General features: G+C 42.4%; 18 protein-coding genes and 1 other RNA gene. 17 read left to right on the forward strand and 2 right to left on the reverse strand.

What is annotated here, in order from left to right; all coding sequences use genetic code 11:
• Both aspS and ssrS read left to right on the forward strand, forming a co-directional pair.
• A complete protein-coding gene (gene aspS, locus LCL89_RS01135) occupies positions 1-1770 on the forward strand; it encodes an aspartate--tRNA ligase (RefSeq protein ID WP_224807247.1) in 1770 nt (589 codons plus the stop codon).
• Between the two features lie 78 nt (positions 1771-1848).
• A non-coding RNA gene (gene ssrS, locus LCL89_RS01140) (6S RNA) lies at positions 1849-2041 on the forward strand.
• 72 nt (positions 2042-2113) lie between these two features.
• On the opposite strand, the gene LCL89_RS01145 is transcribed toward ssrS, so the two are convergent.
• The gene (locus LCL89_RS01145) at positions 2114-2785 is read right to left on the reverse strand and encodes an RsfA family transcriptional regulator (RefSeq protein ID WP_224807249.1); all 672 of its coding nucleotides are present in this window, start codon (positions 2783-2785) and stop codon (positions 2114-2116) included.
• Positions 2786-2934: 149 nt separating this feature from the next.
• On the reverse strand, positions 2935-4209 hold the full coding sequence (locus LCL89_RS01150; RefSeq protein ID WP_224807250.1) for a replication-associated recombination protein A: 1275 nt from the start codon (positions 4207-4209) through the stop codon (positions 2935-2937).
• 117 nt (positions 4210-4326) lie between these two features.
• On the opposite strand from LCL89_RS01150, the gene LCL89_RS01155 reads away from it, so the two are divergent.
• The 15 genes from LCL89_RS01155 (at position 4327) to LCL89_RS01225 (ending at position 18969) form a co-directional block, all read left to right on the forward strand.
• Positions 4327-5010, forward strand: coding sequence for a YczE/YyaS/YitT family protein (locus tag LCL89_RS01155; RefSeq protein WP_224807251.1), 684 nt, complete (start codon positions 4327-4329; stop codon positions 5008-5010).
• Positions 4964-5383 (forward strand): cysteine metabolism transcriptional regulator CymR, encoded by a 420-nt coding sequence (gene cymR / locus LCL89_RS01160; protein ID WP_197316550.1) that lies wholly within the window; start codon positions 4964-4966, stop codon positions 5381-5383. Before LCL89_RS01155 ends, cymR begins: the two co-directional genes overlap by 47 nt.
• Positions 5384-5405: 22 nt before the next feature.
• A complete protein-coding gene (locus LCL89_RS01165) occupies positions 5406-6548 on the forward strand; it encodes a cysteine desulfurase family protein (protein ID WP_224807252.1) in 1143 nt (380 codons plus the stop codon).
• A gap of 14 nt (positions 6549-6562) precedes the next feature.
• Positions 6563-7675: a tRNA 2-thiouridine(34) synthase MnmA gene (gene mnmA, locus LCL89_RS01170; RefSeq protein WP_197316548.1), complete on the forward strand. Its 1113-nt coding sequence runs from the start codon at positions 6563-6565 to the stop codon at positions 7673-7675.
• Positions 7676-7769: 94 nt separating this feature from the next.
• Positions 7770-8429 (forward strand): tetratricopeptide repeat protein, encoded by a 660-nt coding sequence (locus tag LCL89_RS01175; RefSeq protein ID WP_224807253.1) that lies wholly within the window; start codon positions 7770-7772, stop codon positions 8427-8429.
• 22 nt (positions 8430-8451) lie between these two features.
• Entirely contained in the window at positions 8452-10770 is a 2319-nt protein-coding gene (gene recD2, locus LCL89_RS01180) for an SF1B family DNA helicase RecD2 (protein WP_224807254.1), read from the forward strand.
• 20 nt (positions 10771-10790) lie between these two features.
• Positions 10791-11606, forward strand: a complete 816-nt coding sequence (locus tag LCL89_RS01185; RefSeq protein ID WP_224807256.1) for a sugar phosphate isomerase/epimerase family protein — start codon at positions 10791-10793, stop codon at positions 11604-11606.
• Positions 11607-11663: 57 nt separating this feature from the next.
• Positions 11664-11840: a hypothetical protein gene (locus tag LCL89_RS01190; RefSeq protein ID WP_197316545.1), complete on the forward strand. Its 177-nt coding sequence runs from the start codon at positions 11664-11666 to the stop codon at positions 11838-11840.
• A gap of 6 nt (positions 11841-11846) precedes the next feature.
• Positions 11847-12914, forward strand: coding sequence for an AI-2E family transporter (locus LCL89_RS01195; RefSeq protein ID WP_224807258.1), 1068 nt, complete (start codon positions 11847-11849; stop codon positions 12912-12914).
• 335 nt (positions 12915-13249) lie between these two features.
• Complete coding sequence (gene alaS, locus LCL89_RS01200) at positions 13250-15886, forward strand: alanine--tRNA ligase (protein ID WP_224807260.1); 2637 nt, start codon at positions 13250-13252, stop codon at positions 15884-15886.
• 63 nt (positions 15887-15949) lie between these two features.
• A complete protein-coding gene (locus tag LCL89_RS01205; RefSeq protein ID WP_197316542.1) occupies positions 15950-16222 on the forward strand; it encodes an IreB family regulatory phosphoprotein in 273 nt (90 codons plus the stop codon).
• The gene (gene ruvX, locus LCL89_RS01210; protein WP_224807262.1) at positions 16219-16635 is read left to right on the forward strand and encodes a Holliday junction resolvase RuvX; all 417 of its coding nucleotides are present in this window, start codon (positions 16219-16221) and stop codon (positions 16633-16635) included. Before LCL89_RS01205 ends, ruvX begins: the two co-directional genes overlap by 4 nt.
• Before the next feature lie 15 nt (positions 16636-16650).
• Positions 16651-16935 (forward strand): DUF1292 domain-containing protein, encoded by a 285-nt coding sequence (locus LCL89_RS01215; protein ID WP_197316540.1) that lies wholly within the window; start codon positions 16651-16653, stop codon positions 16933-16935.
• Positions 16936-17097: 162 nt separating this feature from the next.
• Positions 17098-18228: an endolytic transglycosylase MltG gene (gene mltG, locus LCL89_RS01220; RefSeq protein ID WP_224807264.1), complete on the forward strand. Its 1131-nt coding sequence runs from the start codon at positions 17098-17100 to the stop codon at positions 18226-18228.
• Between the two features lie 111 nt (positions 18229-18339).
• Entirely contained in the window at positions 18340-18969 is a 630-nt protein-coding gene (locus LCL89_RS01225) for an O-methyltransferase (RefSeq protein ID WP_224807267.1), read from the forward strand.
• Positions 18970-18986 lie beyond the last annotated feature (17 nt).

An 18986-nucleotide genomic window follows, 5' to 3' on the forward strand; every position in this document is an offset into this window, starting at 1 on the left:
ATGGAACGGATTAAATGTGGATCTTTACGAAAAGAACACTTGGAACAGGATGTAACATTGAAAGGCTGGGTGCAGAAGCGCCGTGACCTCGGTGGATTGATCTTCATCGATTTGAGAGACCGCTCTGGAATAGTTCAAGTCGTTTTCAATCCTGAAATCTCTGAAGAAGCACTGAAAACAGCAGAAAATGTAAGAAGCGAATATGTTCTTGAGATTCAAGGACAGGTGGTTAAACGGGATGCTCAAACAGTGAACAATAACTTGGGTACTGGTGAAATCGAAGTCGTTGCTAATGGAGTTACGATTTTGAATAAAGCGAAGACACCACCATTCATGATTGAAGAACAGTCTGAAGTCGGGGAGGATCTGCGCTTAAAATACCGTTATTTGGACTTGAGAAGAAAAGAGATGCAGGAAACCTTCAAATTGCGTCACCAAACGACTCAAGTCATCCGCAACTTCTTAAATGAAGAAGAGTACATGGAGATGGAGACGCCGATGTTGACGAAAAGCACCCCGGAAGGTGCACGTGACTACCTGGTACCAAGCCGTGTACACGACGGTGAGTTTTATGCTCTGCCTCAGTCTCCCCAACTATTCAAACAGTTGCTTATGATGTCCGGTTTTGAAAAATATTATCAAATCGCACGTTGTTTCCGTGATGAGGACCTGCGGGCAGATCGTCAGCCCGAATTCACTCAAGTGGATATTGAAACATCGTTCATGTCCAAAGAAGACATCATGGCGATGACAGAGCGCATGATGGCACGTGTCATGAAAGAAGTGAAAGGAATCGAAGTTACTACTCCTTTCCCGCGTATGCCATATGAAGAAGCAATGGAGCGTTACGGTTCCGATAAGCCGGACACTCGTTTCGGGCTTGAACTCGTAAACTTGTCTGAGGAAGTCAAGGACTCTGGTTTCAAGGTATTTGCGGGTGCAGTTGCATCAGGTGGACAAGTCAGCGCAATTAATGTAGAAGGCGGAGCTGAGAAGTTTTCACGCAAAGACATTGATAAACTGACTGAAGATGTGAAAGTGTATGGAGCTAAAGGTTTGGCTTGGTTGAAAGTGAATGACGGTACAGTGAACGGTCCGATCGCCAAATTCTTCTCTGAAGAAGAAGCTGAATCCTTGAAACAAAAATTATCTGCAGAAGATGGAGATCTGCTGCTTTTCGTAGCTGACAAGACTTCTGTCGTGCATGATAGTCTTGGGGCCCTTCGCTTGAAATTGGGTCGCCAGCTTGGATTGATTGACGAATCCAAATTCAATTTCCTATGGGTGACGGACTGGCCGTTGTTTGAATACGACGAAGAAGAAGGTCGATACTTTGCAGCCCACCATCCGTTTACAATGCCTGTTGAAGAAGACCTTGAGAACTTACAGTCCAACCCAGCTGATGTTCATGCAGAAGCTTATGACATCGTTCTGAACGGTTACGAATTAGGAGGCGGATCCCTCCGTATCTATCAAAAAGAAATGCAGGATCAAATGTTTGAAGTGCTAGGATTTACGAAAGAAGAAGCACAGGAACAATTCGGCTTCTTGTTGGAAGCCCTTGAATATGGTGCTCCACCACACGGAGGAATCGCTCTTGGTTTCGACAGGTTCATCATGCTTCTTGCCGGCCGTACAAACTTAAGGGACACTATTTTATTCCCTAAAACGGCATCAGCTTCCGACTTGATGACCAATGCTCCAAACAAGGTAAGCGAAAGTCAATTAGAAGAATTGCATTTACAGTTGAATACCAAAAAAGAAGACTAAAGTACCATGGGTGAAAACAGTCATTCATCTTGATAAGGGTATGTAAATATGCTATGATTACCTTACAAAATAAATAGACCAATCCTGATGTGTACGTTGTTACAATGTACGTTTTGACCGAACATTTTTGAGAAGGGAGCTCGACGTTTTCGAGTGGAATGCACGCCTCTTAACCATCATTGATGGGAGGACGCAAGAAGCGCGAAACAGGGCACCCACCTGCCTAGAGCGGGTTCAAAACTCATGATACAACGGCACAATTGGGATTGGTTTATTTATTACATAAGAAAAAGGATCACCTGGATTCAGGTGATCCTTTTTCATTTTTATATGGGTTGCAGCATTACCTTGCTACATTTTCAAGGTTTCCGTTCTTTTCCATTCTGAACTGAGGTTTATACGAATAGTCTTGTTCATCAAACATGACCATTTTCCTTGCACGATCCATGATTTGGATTAATGCTTGATAATCCTCTGACATGGATTGAAGCTGCTTGTTCAATTGCTGGTTTTGTTCCAAAAGATCTCGATTCTCTTCCTCTAATTTCTCAATCTGGTTTTTGACTGCATGGTTTGAGGTCGATTCTTTTTGAAGGTTCGTGAGATATTCAATGACCTGGGAAAGATTGATGTCGTAAGAACGTGAAGGTTTTTCAGCTTTCTTGGTCACTTCTGGCTGCTTGATTTCTTCAAAATAGGAAGGTTCCAAGGTTTCACTTTTCTCAGGTGCGAAATGCAAAGAAGATGGAACGCTTTGATAAACAGGGGCCTGCTTCGCTTCGTTGCGTTTCTTTTCTTTACGTTGTTTTTTCGCCAGTTCCACAGCTTGTTCATACTTTTGTCTGACTTCAGCATTCCACCGGAACCCGCATGCAGCGGAAGTACGGTTCAGTACATCTCCGACTTCATCGAATGCCTTCAATTGAGTACTGCCTTCTCTAATATGTCGTAGAACAGTTTCCGCCAACAATAAATCATCTTCATGAGACCATGCATCTTGTCTTACTTTTGGCATAATGACCACTCCTGTTTTTAACCTAGGTTAGATGGGGGCCTCGTTGAATCTCATTTTGTGAGCATGAACGACCCTTTTGCCTCTTACCTAGAAAAGTAGTTTTTCAGATTTAAAAATAGTTTAGCCAACAGGAGTGGGAAATATACTCTTTACAATTTCCTCTTTTTGATTTTTTGAAAGACTTGGGATAGGGCTTGCTCGAATTTTCCTGTCGTTTTTGGTTTATAGTAAGAACGGTCTTTGATCGTATCAGGTAAATATTGCTGTTCCACCCATCCACTTTCATAATTGTGCGGATACTTGTATTCTAGTCCTCTTCCAAGCTTTGCTGCACCTTTGTAGTGTGAATCTTTCAAATGAGCGGGTACTTCGCCGCTTTTTCCGTTTCTGATATCATACAATGCTTCATCGAGAGCCTTGTATGCACTATTTGACTTGGGAGATAGGGCAAGCTCTGTCACAGCTACGGATAAAGGGATCCTTGCTTCCGGGAAACCGAGTCTTTCAGCAGCTTCTACTGCAGCCATAGCTCTTGGACCAGCTTGAGGGTTGGCAAGTCCGATATCTTCATAAGCGATGACCACTAACCTTCTGCCTATGCTATCAAGGTCACCTGCTTCGATGAGGCGCCCTAAGTAATGAAGGGATGCGTCCACATCGCTTCCGCGGATCGACTTTTGGAAAGCAGAGAGGACATCATAGTGTGCATCCCCGTCCTTATCATGCGAGAAGCTTTTTTTCTGCATACATTCCTCAGCAATTTCCAAGGTGATTCTCACAACCCCTTCTTCATCTTCTGGAGTTGAAAAGGCAGCAAGTTCCAGGCCGTTCAAGGCTGCTCTTAAATCTCCGTTGGCTGCCTGGGAGAAATGGTTCATCGCCTCATCTGAGATGTCTATATTGATCTCTCCCAACCCTTCGACCGTATCATTCAGGGCTCTATTCAAAGCTTGTGTGATTTCAGGTGGTGTCAAACGGTACAATTCAAACAGGTGACAACGGCTGCGAATAGCAGGATTGATAGAATGGTAAGGGTTACTTGTCGTACATCCGATCAACGTTATACGATTGCTTTCCAAATGAGGGAGAAGAAAGTCTTGTTTGGCTTTATCTAAACGGTGGACTTCGTCCAGAATCAGGACAAGTTGACCGTGCATTTTGGCTTCTTCTACGGCGATTTCCATATCTTTTTTCTTATCGGTCACAGCATTCAGTGTTTTGTGAGGCAGTTTTAAACTTTTGGCTAACGCCGTAGCCATAGAGGTTTTACCTGTACCGGGAGGGCCGAACAGGATCATGGATGCCAACCGATGTGCAGTAATCATCCGATGAATGGTTTTGCCTTCCTGGACTAAATGAGCTTGTCCGATAATTTCTTCTATATTTGAAGGACGCATCCTGAATGCAAGAGGTTTTTGATTCATACATCATGCTCCTTTACAGGTTATGAATGTAAGCGTAGATTGTATTTTAATAAAATGCAAGGGTCTTGCCATTCATGCTATAATAGCGTTTGGTATAATAGAGAGAGGAGGTCAGCGATGAAATCAAATGACCTGAATACACGGACAGAAGTCATTCGCTGGAGCTATTTCCTCATTGGAATTGTTATCCTTGGTCTGGGAATTGCCATGACGATGCAAGTAAAGGAATTCGGCATAGGACCATGGGATGTTCTTCATTACGGTTTATATTTACAGTTAGGTTTAACCGTAGGGACTTGGGCCATCATTGCAGGTTTGGTCATTGTGGTCATCCATTCCCTGATTCGAAAAAAATTACCTCAAATCGGTACAGTGCTGAATATGGTGTTTATCGGTGTTTTTATAGATTTCTTCAATTGGCTATTGCCCGAACCTGAGCTTTTTCTTATGGAAGCGGCTATGTTTATCGGTGGTACTTTTGTTATCGCCATCGGTATAGGGGTCTATGTTGCCCCGGACATTGGAGCTGGACCAAGAGATGGCTTGATGCTCATAATTACAGAGGCGACAGGCTGGAAAGTTTCAACAGTCCGAAATGGAATTGAAATTACAGTAGCCGTTTTAGGTTTTTTACTAGGTGGTCCAGTAGGAATCGGGACCGTTTTTATTGCTTTATTTTTAGGAACATTCGTAGGATACACACTTCCTTATGCTAAAGAATCGCTCCAGTTTTTAATTACAAGAGGTGAAATGTATGAAAATATCTACCAAAGGCCGTTACGGTCTAACCATAATGATTGAGTTGGCAAGAAAATATGGCGAAGGCCCTATATCTTTGAAACAGATCGCGCGTGATAACGAGTTATCTGAGCATTATTTAGAGCAGTTGATTGCGCCTCTTCGTAATGCGAGTTTAGTTAAAAGCGTGCGAGGTGCTTATGGAGGTTATATGCTGACCAAGCCTCCTCATGAAATTACGGCTGGTGATGTCATCCGTATTCTTGAAGGTCCGATTACTCCTGTAGAGGGAATCGAAAATGAAGAGCCAGCCAAGCAGGCGCTTTGGAAACGTGTAAGGGATGCGGTGAAAGACGTCTTAGATACGACGACATTGGAAGATTTGAAGGATCATGTAGATGATCAGACCCAAGATGCTTATATGTTCTATATTTAATGAAGATGGAGGTTAACCGGACATGGAAGCTGTATATTTAGACCATGCTGCGACATCGCCAGTACATCCCCAGGTTGTAGAAGCGATGCTGCCTGTCTATCATGAGGTATTCGGAAATCCTTCCAGTGTACACAACTTCGGAAGAAAAGCGAGGAGAATACTGGATGAGGCTAGACGTACGGTCGCAAAGAGTATCAATGCGTCAGAAAAAGAGATCGTTTTTACAAGCGGAGGTACAGAAGCGGACAACTTGGCGATTATAGGCACGGCACGAGCAAATCAAGAAAAAGGCAAGCATATCATTACCACTTCTATTGAACATCATGCTACATTGCATGCAGTCGAAAATTTGGAAAGTGAAGGCTTTGAAGTAACTTATCTGCCTGTGGATGAATCAGGGGCGGTACGCATCGAAGATGTGGAGTCATCTTTAAGGGATGATACCATACTTGTATCGATCATGATGGTCAATAACGAAACAGGGGTCATCCAACCGATCGATGAAATTGCCGATCTTTTGAAAAATCACCAAGCACACTTTCATTCTGATATCGTCCAGGCCTATGGATTGATGAAATGGGATGTTCAACAAGTGCCGGTGGATTTCCTTGCTGTTTCCGGTCATAAAATAAACGGCCCGAAAGGAATCGGGTTTTTATATATTCGTGAAGGAAGTACGATTGAATCTCTCCAATATGGGGGAGAACAAGAAAGAAAAAGAAGAGCTGGTACAGAGAACGTACCTGCAATCAAAGGCCTGCAAACAGCGATTGAGTTGATCGAAGATGAACGGGAGCAATATAAGGAAAATTATCTTCGTTACAAGCAGGCTTTTCTACAGGTTTTGGATGAAAACAAAGTCGATTACTCAGTGAATGGATCCAAAGAGAAATGTGTAGAATCCATCGTAAATATCAGTTTTCCAGGTATGAATGTCGAAGCTTTGCTTACGAATTTCGACCTGTCTGGAATTGCCGCTTCCAGCGGAAGTGCGTGTACAGCAGGGTCCGTGGAGCCATCCCATGTGTTGACAGCTATGTTTGGTAAAGGTGACCCTCGAACAACGAATTCCATCCGCTTCAGTTTCGGTTTGGCGAACAATGAAGACAATGTGAAAGATGCGGCGGAGAAAGTCAGTCAAATTATACACAGGCTGAGTGATTAAGGAAGGTGAAAAAAATGAAAGACCCTAAAGATACCCGTGTAGTTGTAGGAATGAGTGGTGGAGTTGATTCTTCAGTCGCTGCTCTATTGCTCAAGCAGCAGGGATATGACGTTGTAGGTATCTTCATGAAGAACTGGGATGATACAGATGAGAATGGAGTCTGTACAGCCACCGAAGATTATGAAGATGTCATCCGAGTCTGTAATCAACTTGACATTCCATACTATGCGGTCAATTTTGAAAAGCAGTATTGGGAAAAGGTATTCACTTATTTCCTGGAAGAATATAAAGCGGGAAGAACACCGAACCCCGATGTGATGTGTAATAAAGAAATCAAATTCAAGGCATTCCTTGACCATGCCATGTCCTTGGGAGCCGATTATTTAGCGACAGGTCACTATGCGCAAGTACGAGAAAACAATGGCAAGTATGAAATGCTCCGTGGTGTAGATAACAATAAAGATCAAACCTACTTCTTGAACCAGTTATCCCAAGATGTATTGAAAAAAGTCATGTTCCCGCTCGGGCATATTGAAAAGAAACAAGTCCGTGCAATTGCTGAAGAACATGGGTTAGCTACAGCTAAGAAAAAAGATTCTACAGGCATCTGCTTCATCGGAGAGCGTAACTTCAAAGAATTCTTAAGCGAGTATCTGCCGGCTCAACCCGGCAATATGGAAACTCTTGACGGAGAAGTCAAAGGGAAACATGATGGCTTAATGTATTATACTTTGGGTCAACGTCAAGGCTTAGGGATCGGAGGCGCTGGAGATCCTTGGTTCGTCGTCGGCAAAAATGTTGAGGAAAATATCCTTTACGTAGGACAAGGCTTCCATCATGACGCTCTATACTCAGATGGTTTAATCGCAACAAAAGTGAATTGGACATCAGGAGAAACACCTGAGGAACCATTCAGCTGTACAGCAAAATTCCGTTACCGTCAAAACGATAGCGGAGTGACGGTCTACCCATTAGAAGATGGACGCTTAAAGGTCATGTTCGATGAACCTGAAAGAGCAATCACTCCAGGTCAAGCTGTCGTATTCTATAACGAAGAAGTTTGCCTTGGAGGCGCAACGATTGATACAGTATTGAAAGAAGACACCGCGATCACTTATGTCGGTTAAATGGAAGGAGGTCATGTCCGGGTCAAGGGCATGACCTTTTTCATGAGTGGTTTTAGTGAGTGCATTACAAAAAAAGATTGTCGGGGGAATGAAAATGGATAAGCTACAAAAAGGAATTAAAGAAATGCAGGAACATAATTATGAGGAAGCTGCCCGCTTATTTACAGAGGCTATCGATGAAAATCCTAAAGAGCCGGTCGGGTATATCAACTTTGGTAATTTGCTGACACATATGAGCGATTTTGTCCGCGCTGAGCGATTTTTTAATCGTGCGATCGAGTTGGATAACCAAGCGGCAACGGCATATTATGGCCTGGGAAATGTCTATTATGAACAAGAAAAATATACGAAAGCTCAAGAGCAGTTCATCCATGCAATTCAAAATGGATTGGATGAAGCGGATGTACACTTCATGCTTGGGATGACTTTCATTCATCAGGAATATACAAAGCTTGCCCTTCCGTATCTGCTTCGTGCTGCTGAGTTAGCTCATGATGATGTGGATATACAATTCCAGTACGGGTTGTGTCTAGCCCAGAATGGTCAGATTGACCAAGCTGAACAGACGATGAAACATGTGCTACAATTGGAAAATGAACACAGCGATGCTTATTATAATCTAGGAGTCTGCGCACTCCATAAAGAAGATCCGCATACGGCTCTTGAACATTTCAACAAGGCTTTAGAAATCAATTCAGAGCACATGCTGGCTGCTCATGCTAAAGGTCAAGTTGAGCAGGCATTGAACGAGTAAAGACTGAAGGAGAAGGATGGACATGAAACAACAAACGCTCTTTTCTGATTCGAATGAAGAACGTCCATACGTAAAAGGTGAATTGGCCCGGATGATTTTTCATAATGACTCAGAACATTTCTCCATTGCATCGATCAAAGTCCACGAAACCAATGAAGATTTCGATGAAAAGAGTCTTGTAATTAAAGGTCACTTCTCTCCATTGGAAGAAGGGGAGGCCTACATTTTTTATGGCGAATTTCAAAACCATAAGAAATTCGGGATGCAGTATGAAGTAGAGATGTATAACCGGGTCTTACCTGAAACAAAAGATGGTCTGGTGATGTATTTATCGAGCGACTTGTTTCATGGAATCGGAAAGAAAACAGCGGAGCGGATTGTGGATCATTTAGGAGAACAGGCGATTTCTGTCATTTTAGAAGATAAAGAGGCATTGAGATCTGTCCCACGCCTGCCTAAAGAGAAAGCAGATCAATTGTATGACGCGTTAAAAGAACACCAAGGTCTAGAGCATGTTATGATCCATCTCTCTCAATACGGGTTCGGTCTTAAACTTTCCCAAAAAATCTATGAGGCTTTTAAAGACCAAGCGCTTACGATCATTGAAGAAGATCCATACCAGCTTGTTTTCAATGTGGAAGGTTTCGGATTCCATCGTGCTGATGAAATTGCAAAGATACAAAATTTACCTCATGATCATCCGACTCGTATTCGAGCGGCTTGTTTATATATTTTACAGAAAAGTATGTCGGATGGGCACGTTTATTTACCGACAGAAGAATGCCTTGTCCAGGTCGATCAATTGTTGAACCAGGGGGAGGAACCATCCATTGCATTTGAGCAGCTGTCTGAGCAGGTCATCCATTTAGGTGAAGAGCGACATGTGTATGTTGAAGAAGACCGAGTCTACCTACCCTCGTTATTCTTTGCAGAGAACGGATTCTGTCACCACCTACACCGCCTCCTTGAAGAGGAAGTTGACATTGAACATACCCAGGCTGATTTAATGAAAGTCATCGGAGAAATTGAAGAAGATGAGGCGATGAGTTATGGAGAAGACCAGTTCAATGCGATTGAAAAAGCGCTGCACTCAAAGCTTATGATATTGACAGGAGGTCCCGGCACTGGTAAAACGACTGTAATCAAAGGGATTATCGAATCATACGCCCGGTTGAATGACGTTTCTATCGATCCTTCTGAGTATGATTCGGATGAAACATTTCCATTTATTTTAGCCGCTCCGACAGGTCGAGCGGCTAAGAGAATGACGGAGTCAACCGGACTGCCCTCAAGTACAATCCACCGCTTATTAGGGTGGGACGGACATGATTCGTTCGAGCGTAATCAGAACAACCCTCTTGAAGGAAAAGTATTGATTGTTGACGAATTTTCCATGGTAGATATATGGCTGGCCAATCAATTATTCAGAGCCATCCCATCCGATATGCAAGTTCTTCTTGTAGGTGATGAAGACCAGCTGCCTTCTGTTGGACCGGGGCAGGTGCTGGCTGATTTGCTGGCGTCTCGGCAGTTACCTTCAGTCAAATTGACAGAGGTGTATCGTCAGAAAGAAGGGTCTAAAATTATACAGTTGGCACACGATATCAAAAATGATACGTGTTCAGAACATTCATTAGTGAAGGAACATGACTTTAATTTCATACCTGCTCAAGAATCACAATTAAAAGAATTGGTGACCAATATTGTGAATAAAGCGGTAGAAAAAGGGATTGAACTGAAGGAATTGCAAGTATTGGCGCCGATGTATCGTACAGATGTAGGTATTCATAAATTGAATGAGGAAATCCAGCGCATCGTGAATCCGAAGAGTAAACAAAAGCGGGACCTGAAGTTCAAGGAGCTTACATTCAGAAAAGGGGACAAAGTCATTCAGTTAGTCAACCAGCCTGAAGATGGTGTTTATAACGGGGATATCGGTGAAATCGTGGCCATTTTCCGTGCGGAGGAGAACGTGGATGGTGTCGAACAGGTCGTCGTCGATTATGATGGGAAAGAAGTCGTTTATCCGAAAAAAGACTTGAACAATATCATGCATGCGTATTGCACATCCATTCATAAATCACAGGGAAGTGAGTTTTCCATAGTGATTCTTCCTGTTGTCCGAAGTTACCGGAGAATGCTCAGGAAAAACTTATTATATACGGCAATCACTCGTTCTAAACAATCCTTGATCATATGTGGCGATCGTCAAGCATTTCTGGAAGGGGTTCGAACGACTGATACTAATACGCGATATACAAGGTTAAAAGAAAAGCTGCAATCTGAGTCTAAAGAAGAACCGGTCGATGAAGAGGAATTGTCACCTTATGACTTTATGTAAGGCGGAAGGGGAGTGGATCGATGTCGAAACATATGATAGGGATCTCTGGAAGTACAATCATGTCGGATCCGAATCAATTGGAAGAGCTATTCAATCATGATCTATCTCATATCGAAATCGGTGAATTTCCAAATGAAATGGAAGCTGAAAGATTTTTCACACTAGCGAGGGAATATGGAAAGAGTTTCGGTATACACTCCCCTTTAACCCGGGAGGGGAGCAAATACGATTTGATTGACGAAATAAAGATGCCCCCTCAAAAAGCTCGTGTTCTTTTTGAAAGGGAAGTATTTAAAATGGCCAAAAAAGGAGCAGCCTATGTCTTAGTTCACTTTCCCTATTTCAAAAACAAGGTTTCATTTTTTGAAGGCGATATTTATGACGGACTGCGCTTCTTGAACCATCTTCAAAATAAATACGGGATAAGGATCGTTTGTGAGCCGAAGCTCGGCCCTGCCCAATCTCCTCATAATATTCAATATTTACATGACTGTTACGCAAGCTTCTGGCATGACTTCGATCTCTCCATCTGTTTGGATATTGGCGATTACAGGATGGCAGCAGGAGATCAATGGGAGAAATATATAACCCGGCTGCTTCCACACATCAAAGTGGTCCATTTACATAACGTAGAATACAGAGAGGATGGGTATTTCTGGGTACCCCTTCATCCACAATTTGAACAAAATGATCAGCATTACGATATGAAACCTTGTATTGATTTATTGAATCAAGGGGAGAGCAAATATTTCATCTTCGAACACACTCCGCATACAAGACCGACTCCGGAAGTGGTTTCAGAAGGAATACACTGGGTGAACCAACTTTTGAAGTAATGTATGAAAAAAACGCTCATGGACATACTGTTTGGTAAAAAAAGGAGTATGTCAGCTATGAGATGCCCGAATTGCAATAGCAAAAACCTAGGTAAAATAGGAACAGAACAATATTACTGCTGGAATTGCTTCCTTGAACTCTCGTTTGAGGATGGAAAAATGAATATCAATCAAATTGAAGAAGATGGAAGCTTGAGTTCCTTGAATGATATCTTTTATCAACAGGGGTCCTAGAAAATAATGAACGAAAAGACGGGGAAATGGGTCCGAAGGTTCATCATCTTCTTCATCACATTGCTTTCGATGTTAATTTTAGCGTGGTTGTACCCCTATTACGATCATGTCTTATTGATTATCGGAAGAGTGTGCCTCCCCTTCGTCATTGCATTGGTCTTGTCTTTGATTCTGCACCCACTGGTCCGTTACCTGGAAAGGGTGGGCATTCCAAGACTGCTTGCGATTCTCATCATCTTTACCATTTTCTTCACATCGGCTACCTTTGCGATCTATAAAGGTTATCCAAGACTGCTGGCACAACTTAAGCTATTGAATGAACATCTGCCTGAACTCGTTCAATCCTACCAAGATTGGACAAAAGAATTTCATGCTCAGACCGAGCGCTTACCCGATGGCATACACAAAAAACTTAACGATACTTTCTCTAACTTGGAAGAAGGTGCAAGTGAGAGAATCATGTCCTTATTAACAGGCATCAGCGGGTTATTTAATATCGTGGTCCTTGCAGCTGTTATTCCAGTCATGACTTTTTATTTTTTAAAGGATTATAAAGTTCTGGGAAGAAGTATTTTGAGCGTCCTTCCACGTTCATGGCATGAGGAGTCCAGACGGTTGGTCACCAAGTTGAATCATTCGCTTGGAGGGTACATCAGAGGACAATTGTTAGTCAGTGTATTCGTAGGAATACTTGCAAGTGCAGGATTTTGGCTCATAGACCTACCCTATCCCTTAGTATTAGGGTTGGTGGCTGGTGCCACGAATATCATCCCTTATTTCGGGCCATTGCTCGGGGCAGTACCTGCTGTGATCGTCGCTTTGACAATTTCTGTGAAATTGCTCATTTATAGCTTGCTGGTCGTCATCATCATCCAGCTGATTGAGGGGAACTTGCTGTCTCCTTATATCATGGGAAGAAGTATTCATATCCACCCCATTTTTATTATTCTGGCTTTACTCGCTGGAGGGGAATTAGCCGGGGTTGTAGGACTTATCTTAGCGGTCCCGGTCCTTACATGCTTGAAAGTCGTTGTTTCTGAAATTAGAAACGGACGTCTCAACATTGACAGATAACCTCCAGTTATCTATAATAGCGCATATCGAGACTATATGAACGATAGAAAACGTTGAAGGAACTGAGTAGACGACATTCTATATTAGAGAGGCACCTCCTACGGCTGAAAGAGGCGCTATAGACACTGTTGTTGAAAGCTATTCCAGAGTGCGGCTAATCCCCGCCGGTGTCACGCTTCGTTATCAGCGTTTGAGGTGATAGATGTTACGACGTCTATAATCAGGGTGGTACCGCGGATTATTAAGCTCCCGTCCCTGCCATTGGGCAGAGATGGGAGCTTTTTTCGTTTGTATAGACAAAACCATTCTTTTAAAAAATAAAGGAGGCATATGGGATGAAAACATTAACTTCAGCGGATGTTCGACAAATGTTTTTAGATTTTTTCAAGGAGAAAGGGCATAGCGTCGAACCTAGTGCATCATTAGTCCCTCATGAGGACCCTACATTATTGTGGATCAACAGCGGAGTCGCTACATTAAAGAAATATTTTGATGGCCGGGTGACACCTGAAAACCCAAGAATCGTCAATGCTCAAAAATCAATTCGTACCAATGACATTGAAAATGTAGGATTCACTGCAAGGCACCATACATTCTTTGAAATGCTGGGGAATTTCTCTATCGGTGATTATTTCAAAGAGGAAGCGATGGAATGGGCGTGGGAATTTTTAACGAGTGATAAATGGATCGGGTTCGATCCGGAGAAATTAGCGGTGACCGTCCATCCAGAAGATGATGAAGCCTATGCAATCTGGAGAGACATAGTAGGACTGGATGAGGAGCGGATCATCCGTATTGAAGAAAACTTCTGGGATATTGGAGAAGGCCCAAGTGGTCCTAACACAGAAATTTTCTATGACCGTGGAGAGAAATACGGGAATGATCCACAAGATCCGGAACTCTACCCAGGTGGGGAAAATGAGCGTTACTTAGAAATCTGGAACCTTGTATTCTCCCAGTTCAACCACAATCCAGATGATACTTACACTCCTTTACCTAAGAAAAACATCGATACAGGAATGGGTCTTGAGCGAATCGTTTGTGTCATTCAAGGGACAGAAACAAACTTCGAAACTGATTTATTCAAGCCGATCATAGAAGCTACAGAAAAAATGGCGGACTGCAAATATGGTGAAAAACAAAACCAGGATGCTTCCTTCAAAGTCATTGCTGATCACATGAGAACGGTGACTTTCGCAGTCAGTGACGGTGCCCTGCCTTCCAATGAAGGTCGTGGATATGTACTTCGCCGTTTACTTCGTCGTGCAGTCCGATTTGCTAAACAAATTGGTATCGAAAAGCCATTCATGTATCAGTTGGTTCCTGAAGTATCCAATATCATGGTCGACTTCTATCCAGAAGTGAAAGAAAAAGAAGCATTCATTCAAAATGTCATCAAGACAGAAGAAGAACGTTTCCATCAAACATTGAATGAAGGCTTGCAGATTCTTTCTGCGATTATGAAAGAGGAAACGGAGAAAGGAAGCAACATTTTCCCGGGCACCGAGGTGTTCCGACTTTATGACACTTATGGCTTCCCTAAAGAATTAACAGAAGAGTATGTGGCAGAAGCAGGTTTCACAATTGATGAAGACGGCTTCAAATTCGAAATGGAGAAACAAAGAGAACGTGCCCGTAATGCTCGTCAGAAAACAGATTCTATGCAAATTCAGGAAGGTGTGCTCGGGGATGTACACGTCGAAAGTGATTTCATCGGCTACGATAAGATGTCACACGAATCTGAAATTGTCGAGATGATCAAGGGGAAAGATTTCAGTGAGCATGCTGAAGCGGGAGATACGGTTTACGTATTTCTGAAAGAAACTCCTTTCTACGCTGAAAGCGGCGGCCAGATCGCTGATAAAGGGACGTTGAAAAACAATCACGTAACTCTTGAAGTGACGAACGTCCAAAAAGCGCCGAACGGCCAGCATATGCATGAAGCGGTTGTTCAAAGTGGATCCGTAAACAAAGGAGATTCTGTAACGGCAGAAGTCGATCAGCACACTCGTTCATTCATTGTGAAAAATCACACGGCTACTCACCTGCTGCACCAGGCATTAAAAGATGTATTGGGTGACCATGTCAATCAGGCTGGGTCATTAGTGACACCTGACCGCTTACGCTTCGATTTCTCTCATTTCGGTTCAGTATCGAATGAAGAAATAGAAAAAATCGAATCACTCGTCAACGAAAAAGTGTGGCAGTCGATTCCTGTAGCTGTTGAATACAACTCTATACAAGAAGCGAAAGAAAAAGGTGCAATGGCACTCTTTGGGGAAAAATACGGAGACACAGTCCGCGTTGTTCAAGTAGGAGACTACAGTTTAGAACTTTGTGGAGGATGTCACGTCCAAAACACGGCTGAAATCGGTTTGTTCAAAATTGTTTCCGAGTCTGGAATCGGCGCAGGCACAAGAAGAATTGAAGCTGTCACCGCCAAAGATGCTTACCTCTATATGAACAACAAAGAATTAATCTTGAAACAAGCAGGCGAGCTTTTGAAAACGAAAGCAGATCAAGTTCCTGAGCGTATTGAAGTCCTTCATAAAGAAATGAAAGAACTGCAGAAGGAAAACGAATCGCTTAGTGCGAAAATATCCAATATGGAAGCTTCCAGCATCTTAGATGAAGTGGAAGAAGTGGATGGCGTGAATGTTTTAGCTAAGCAAGTGGATGTTAAAGATATGAATGCCCTCCGTTCCATGATTGATGATCTGAAACAAAAAATCGAATCCGGAATTATTTTACTGGCCGCACCAAATGGCGATAAAGTTCAACTCATCGCAGGTGTCTCCAAAGACTTAGTCGAACAAGGCTACCATGCAGGTCATTTGATTAAAGAAGCAGCTACCCGTTGTGGCGGCGGTGGCGGCGGCCGTCCCGACATGGCGCAAGCTGGAGGAAAAGATGCTTCGAAAATTCCTGAAGCTCTAGAGTATGCAAAACAATATGCAAGTCAAAACGCTTAGTTTTTCCTGAAGGAAAAATAGGTATATAATGGAGTAAAGACTAAATTCCGCGAGGTGACTGAAATGAGTTCAATGGATAAAACAATGAGATTCAATTTCTCAGAAGAACCGTTTGATCAAGATGTCCGCTCTGTATTGCTTTCTGTACACGGAGCTCTTCAAGAAAAAGGGTATAACCCAATCAATCAAATTGTAGGCTATTTATTATCCGGTGACCCGGCCTATGTCCCTCGTCACCAAGATGCTAGAAATTTGATCAGAAAAATTGAAAGAGATGAATTGATCGAGGAGTTAGTCAAATTCTATATTGAAAAGAATAAAGAGGATGTTGAATGAAAAAAATAGGTTTGGATGTGGGCGAAAAAACGATAGGCATCGCAATATCCGATGCCCTTGGCTGGACTGCGCAAGGTTTGACAACGTTATGCTGGGATGAAAATGACTATGAGTCAGCCAGAGAGCGGTTGAAAGAAATCATAGAAGAACACAGCATAACCGAAGCTGTGGTCGGATTTCCAAAAAACATGAACGGAACTGTCGGACCAAGAGGAGAAGCCAGCCAGGTTTTCGCCAACTGGATGGAAGAAGAAATGAATGTAAAAGCTCATCTGTGGGATGAGCGTTTGACGACTATGGCTGCTGAACGTGTTTTACTGGATGCGGATGTCAGCCGGAAGAAAAGGAAAAAAGTCATTGATAAGATGGCTGCCGTCATGATTTTACAAAGTTATCTTGATGCAAATCAATAAAGGAGGAAGTCTCTCATGGCACTAGAAAAAGAAGAACGGATTATTATCCCTGATGAAAACGGGGAAGAGCATTTATTTGAAGTATTGTTCACCTTTGACGTTGAACAAACGGGTCATTCGTATATAGCTGTCATCCCAGCGGAACAAAAAGAAGGGGATGAAGTGGAAGTATTCGCTTTCCGTTACGAAGAAAAAGGCAACGAGGAAGACGACCTAGCCCTGTTCCAAATTGAATCTGATGATGAGTGGGAAATGGTTGAAGAAATGCTGAATACTCTTACAGATGAGGATTTGACTTAAAAGGAATGAAAGCCTGTGGCAATGTGCCATAGGCTTTTCTATTTGGCAGGGATAATATCACCTAATGGAAAAAGCTCCCTTAATATGTAGAAATATAGATGGATTTGTAGATAGACGAACGGTTTTTATAGTATAATGTACCGGATGAAAGGAGGAAGTCCGTTGTCCGAATCAAATTTCAAAAACAATTATCGTGAACGTTTGAAAAAACGTACAGAAGAAGCAGGTACGGTTCGAAAAATAGTAGCTATTATACTTACAGCCCTAATCCTAGTCCTTATCATCGGTGGACTTTCTGGGTACTTTTATATCAAGTCAGCGCTTGAACCCGTCGATCCAGGGGATGATTCTGCGAAGAACATCGAAATTCCTCTAGGCTCTTCTACATCGCAGATTGCATCGATTTTGGAACAGAATGAAATCATTAAAAACGATCTTGTATTCAGGTTCTATACCAAGTTCAATAATGAATCAGGTTTCCAGGCAGGAAATTACCAATTTACCCAATCGATGACATTAGATGAAATCATTGAAAGTTTGAAGTCAGGTAAGTTAGTAAAAGCACCTGCGTTCAAAGTGACTGTGCCGGAAGGAAAAACTCTGGAGCAGATCGCAGAAATCTATGCTGAAGAAACCGAATTTACAAAAGAAGAATTCATGGAAAAAGTGAATGACAAAAAATATGTGAAGAAACTGATTGAAAAATATCCTGAACTGCTGAACGAGGAAGAAATTTTAGCAGAGGATGTAAGGTATCCGTTAGAAGGCTACTTGTTCGCTGCAACCTATTCATTTTATATTGATAATCCGTCTATTGAACAAATCGTTGACATGATGGTTAAGAAAACTGATGAAGTTGTCCGTCCATACAAAGACGATTTATTGAAACAGAAAAACATCGAAACGGTTCATGATGCAGTTACTATGGCTTCGCTGCTGGAAAATGAAGCACGTACGAAGGAAGACCGAAAGAAAATTGCCCGTGTCTTCTATAACCGATTCGAAGAGGGAATGCCATTGCAGACAGATCCAACTGTCCTTTATGCGCTGGGCAAACATAAAGAAAAGGTGTTATATAAAGACCTGGAAATTGAGTCTCCATACAACACCTATTATGTAGAGGGGCTGCCCGTCGGTCCAATATCGAACTTTAATAAAAATGCGCTCGTTGCCGCAGCTAATCCAGAAGAAGATGAAAACAACCTCTATTTCCTCGCTGATAGTGAAGGAAACATTTATTATGCTGAGACGTTGAAGGAACATAATAAATTGAAAGAAAAGCATATCGAATAAAATGATTTTTTTGAAGGAATGAATGAGAAAGCTCGCATTCCTTCTTTTTTTTATGTTAAAATATTAGGGTTGTAAAGACTATGTAAATTATGTGTGAAGGGATGAAGCGTGATGAAGCAAGAGCACTACTTAGATTCATTGCGACCAGAGACATCCGAAAAAGTGAAGGAAATGGAAGTCTATGCAAAAGAATATAATGTTCCGATCATGGAACCGCTGGGAATAGATTTTTTAATGCAGCTTGTCCGGATGCACAGTCCAAAAAAAATTCTAGAAATAGGAGCAGCCATCGGATACTCGGCCATACGGATGGCGGAAGCTGATTCAGACAGTCAAATCGTAACAGTTGAAAGAGACTCAGCCCGTTATGAGGAAGCTTGCAAGAACATCGGAGAGTTTCAGCTCGAGCAACGTGTGAAAATTCTTCATGGAGATGCTCTTGAACTTCGTGAAAAGATTGCTGAAGATGGACCGTACGATATGCTCTTTATTGATGCTGCCAAAGGCAAGTACGAGGAGTTTTTCAACCTTTATGCTCCTTTACTTACGGAAAAAGGCGCAATCATATCAGACAACGTATTATTTAAGGGCTATGTAGCAGACGATGAGCATGCTACAAAGCGCATGGCTAAAATCGCCGGGAAAATCCGCACGTTCAATGAATGGCTTGCGAACCACCCGGATTATCACACAACCATCGTGCCAATAGGAGATGGTATAGCCATCACTGTGAAAAAATAAAAGTTGTGCTTACGAAA

The organism is Halobacillus yeomjeoni (genome assembly GCF_020171525.1).
GTDB classification, from domain to species: domain Bacteria; phylum Bacillota; class Bacilli; order Bacillales; family Halobacillaceae; genus Halobacillus; species Halobacillus yeomjeoni.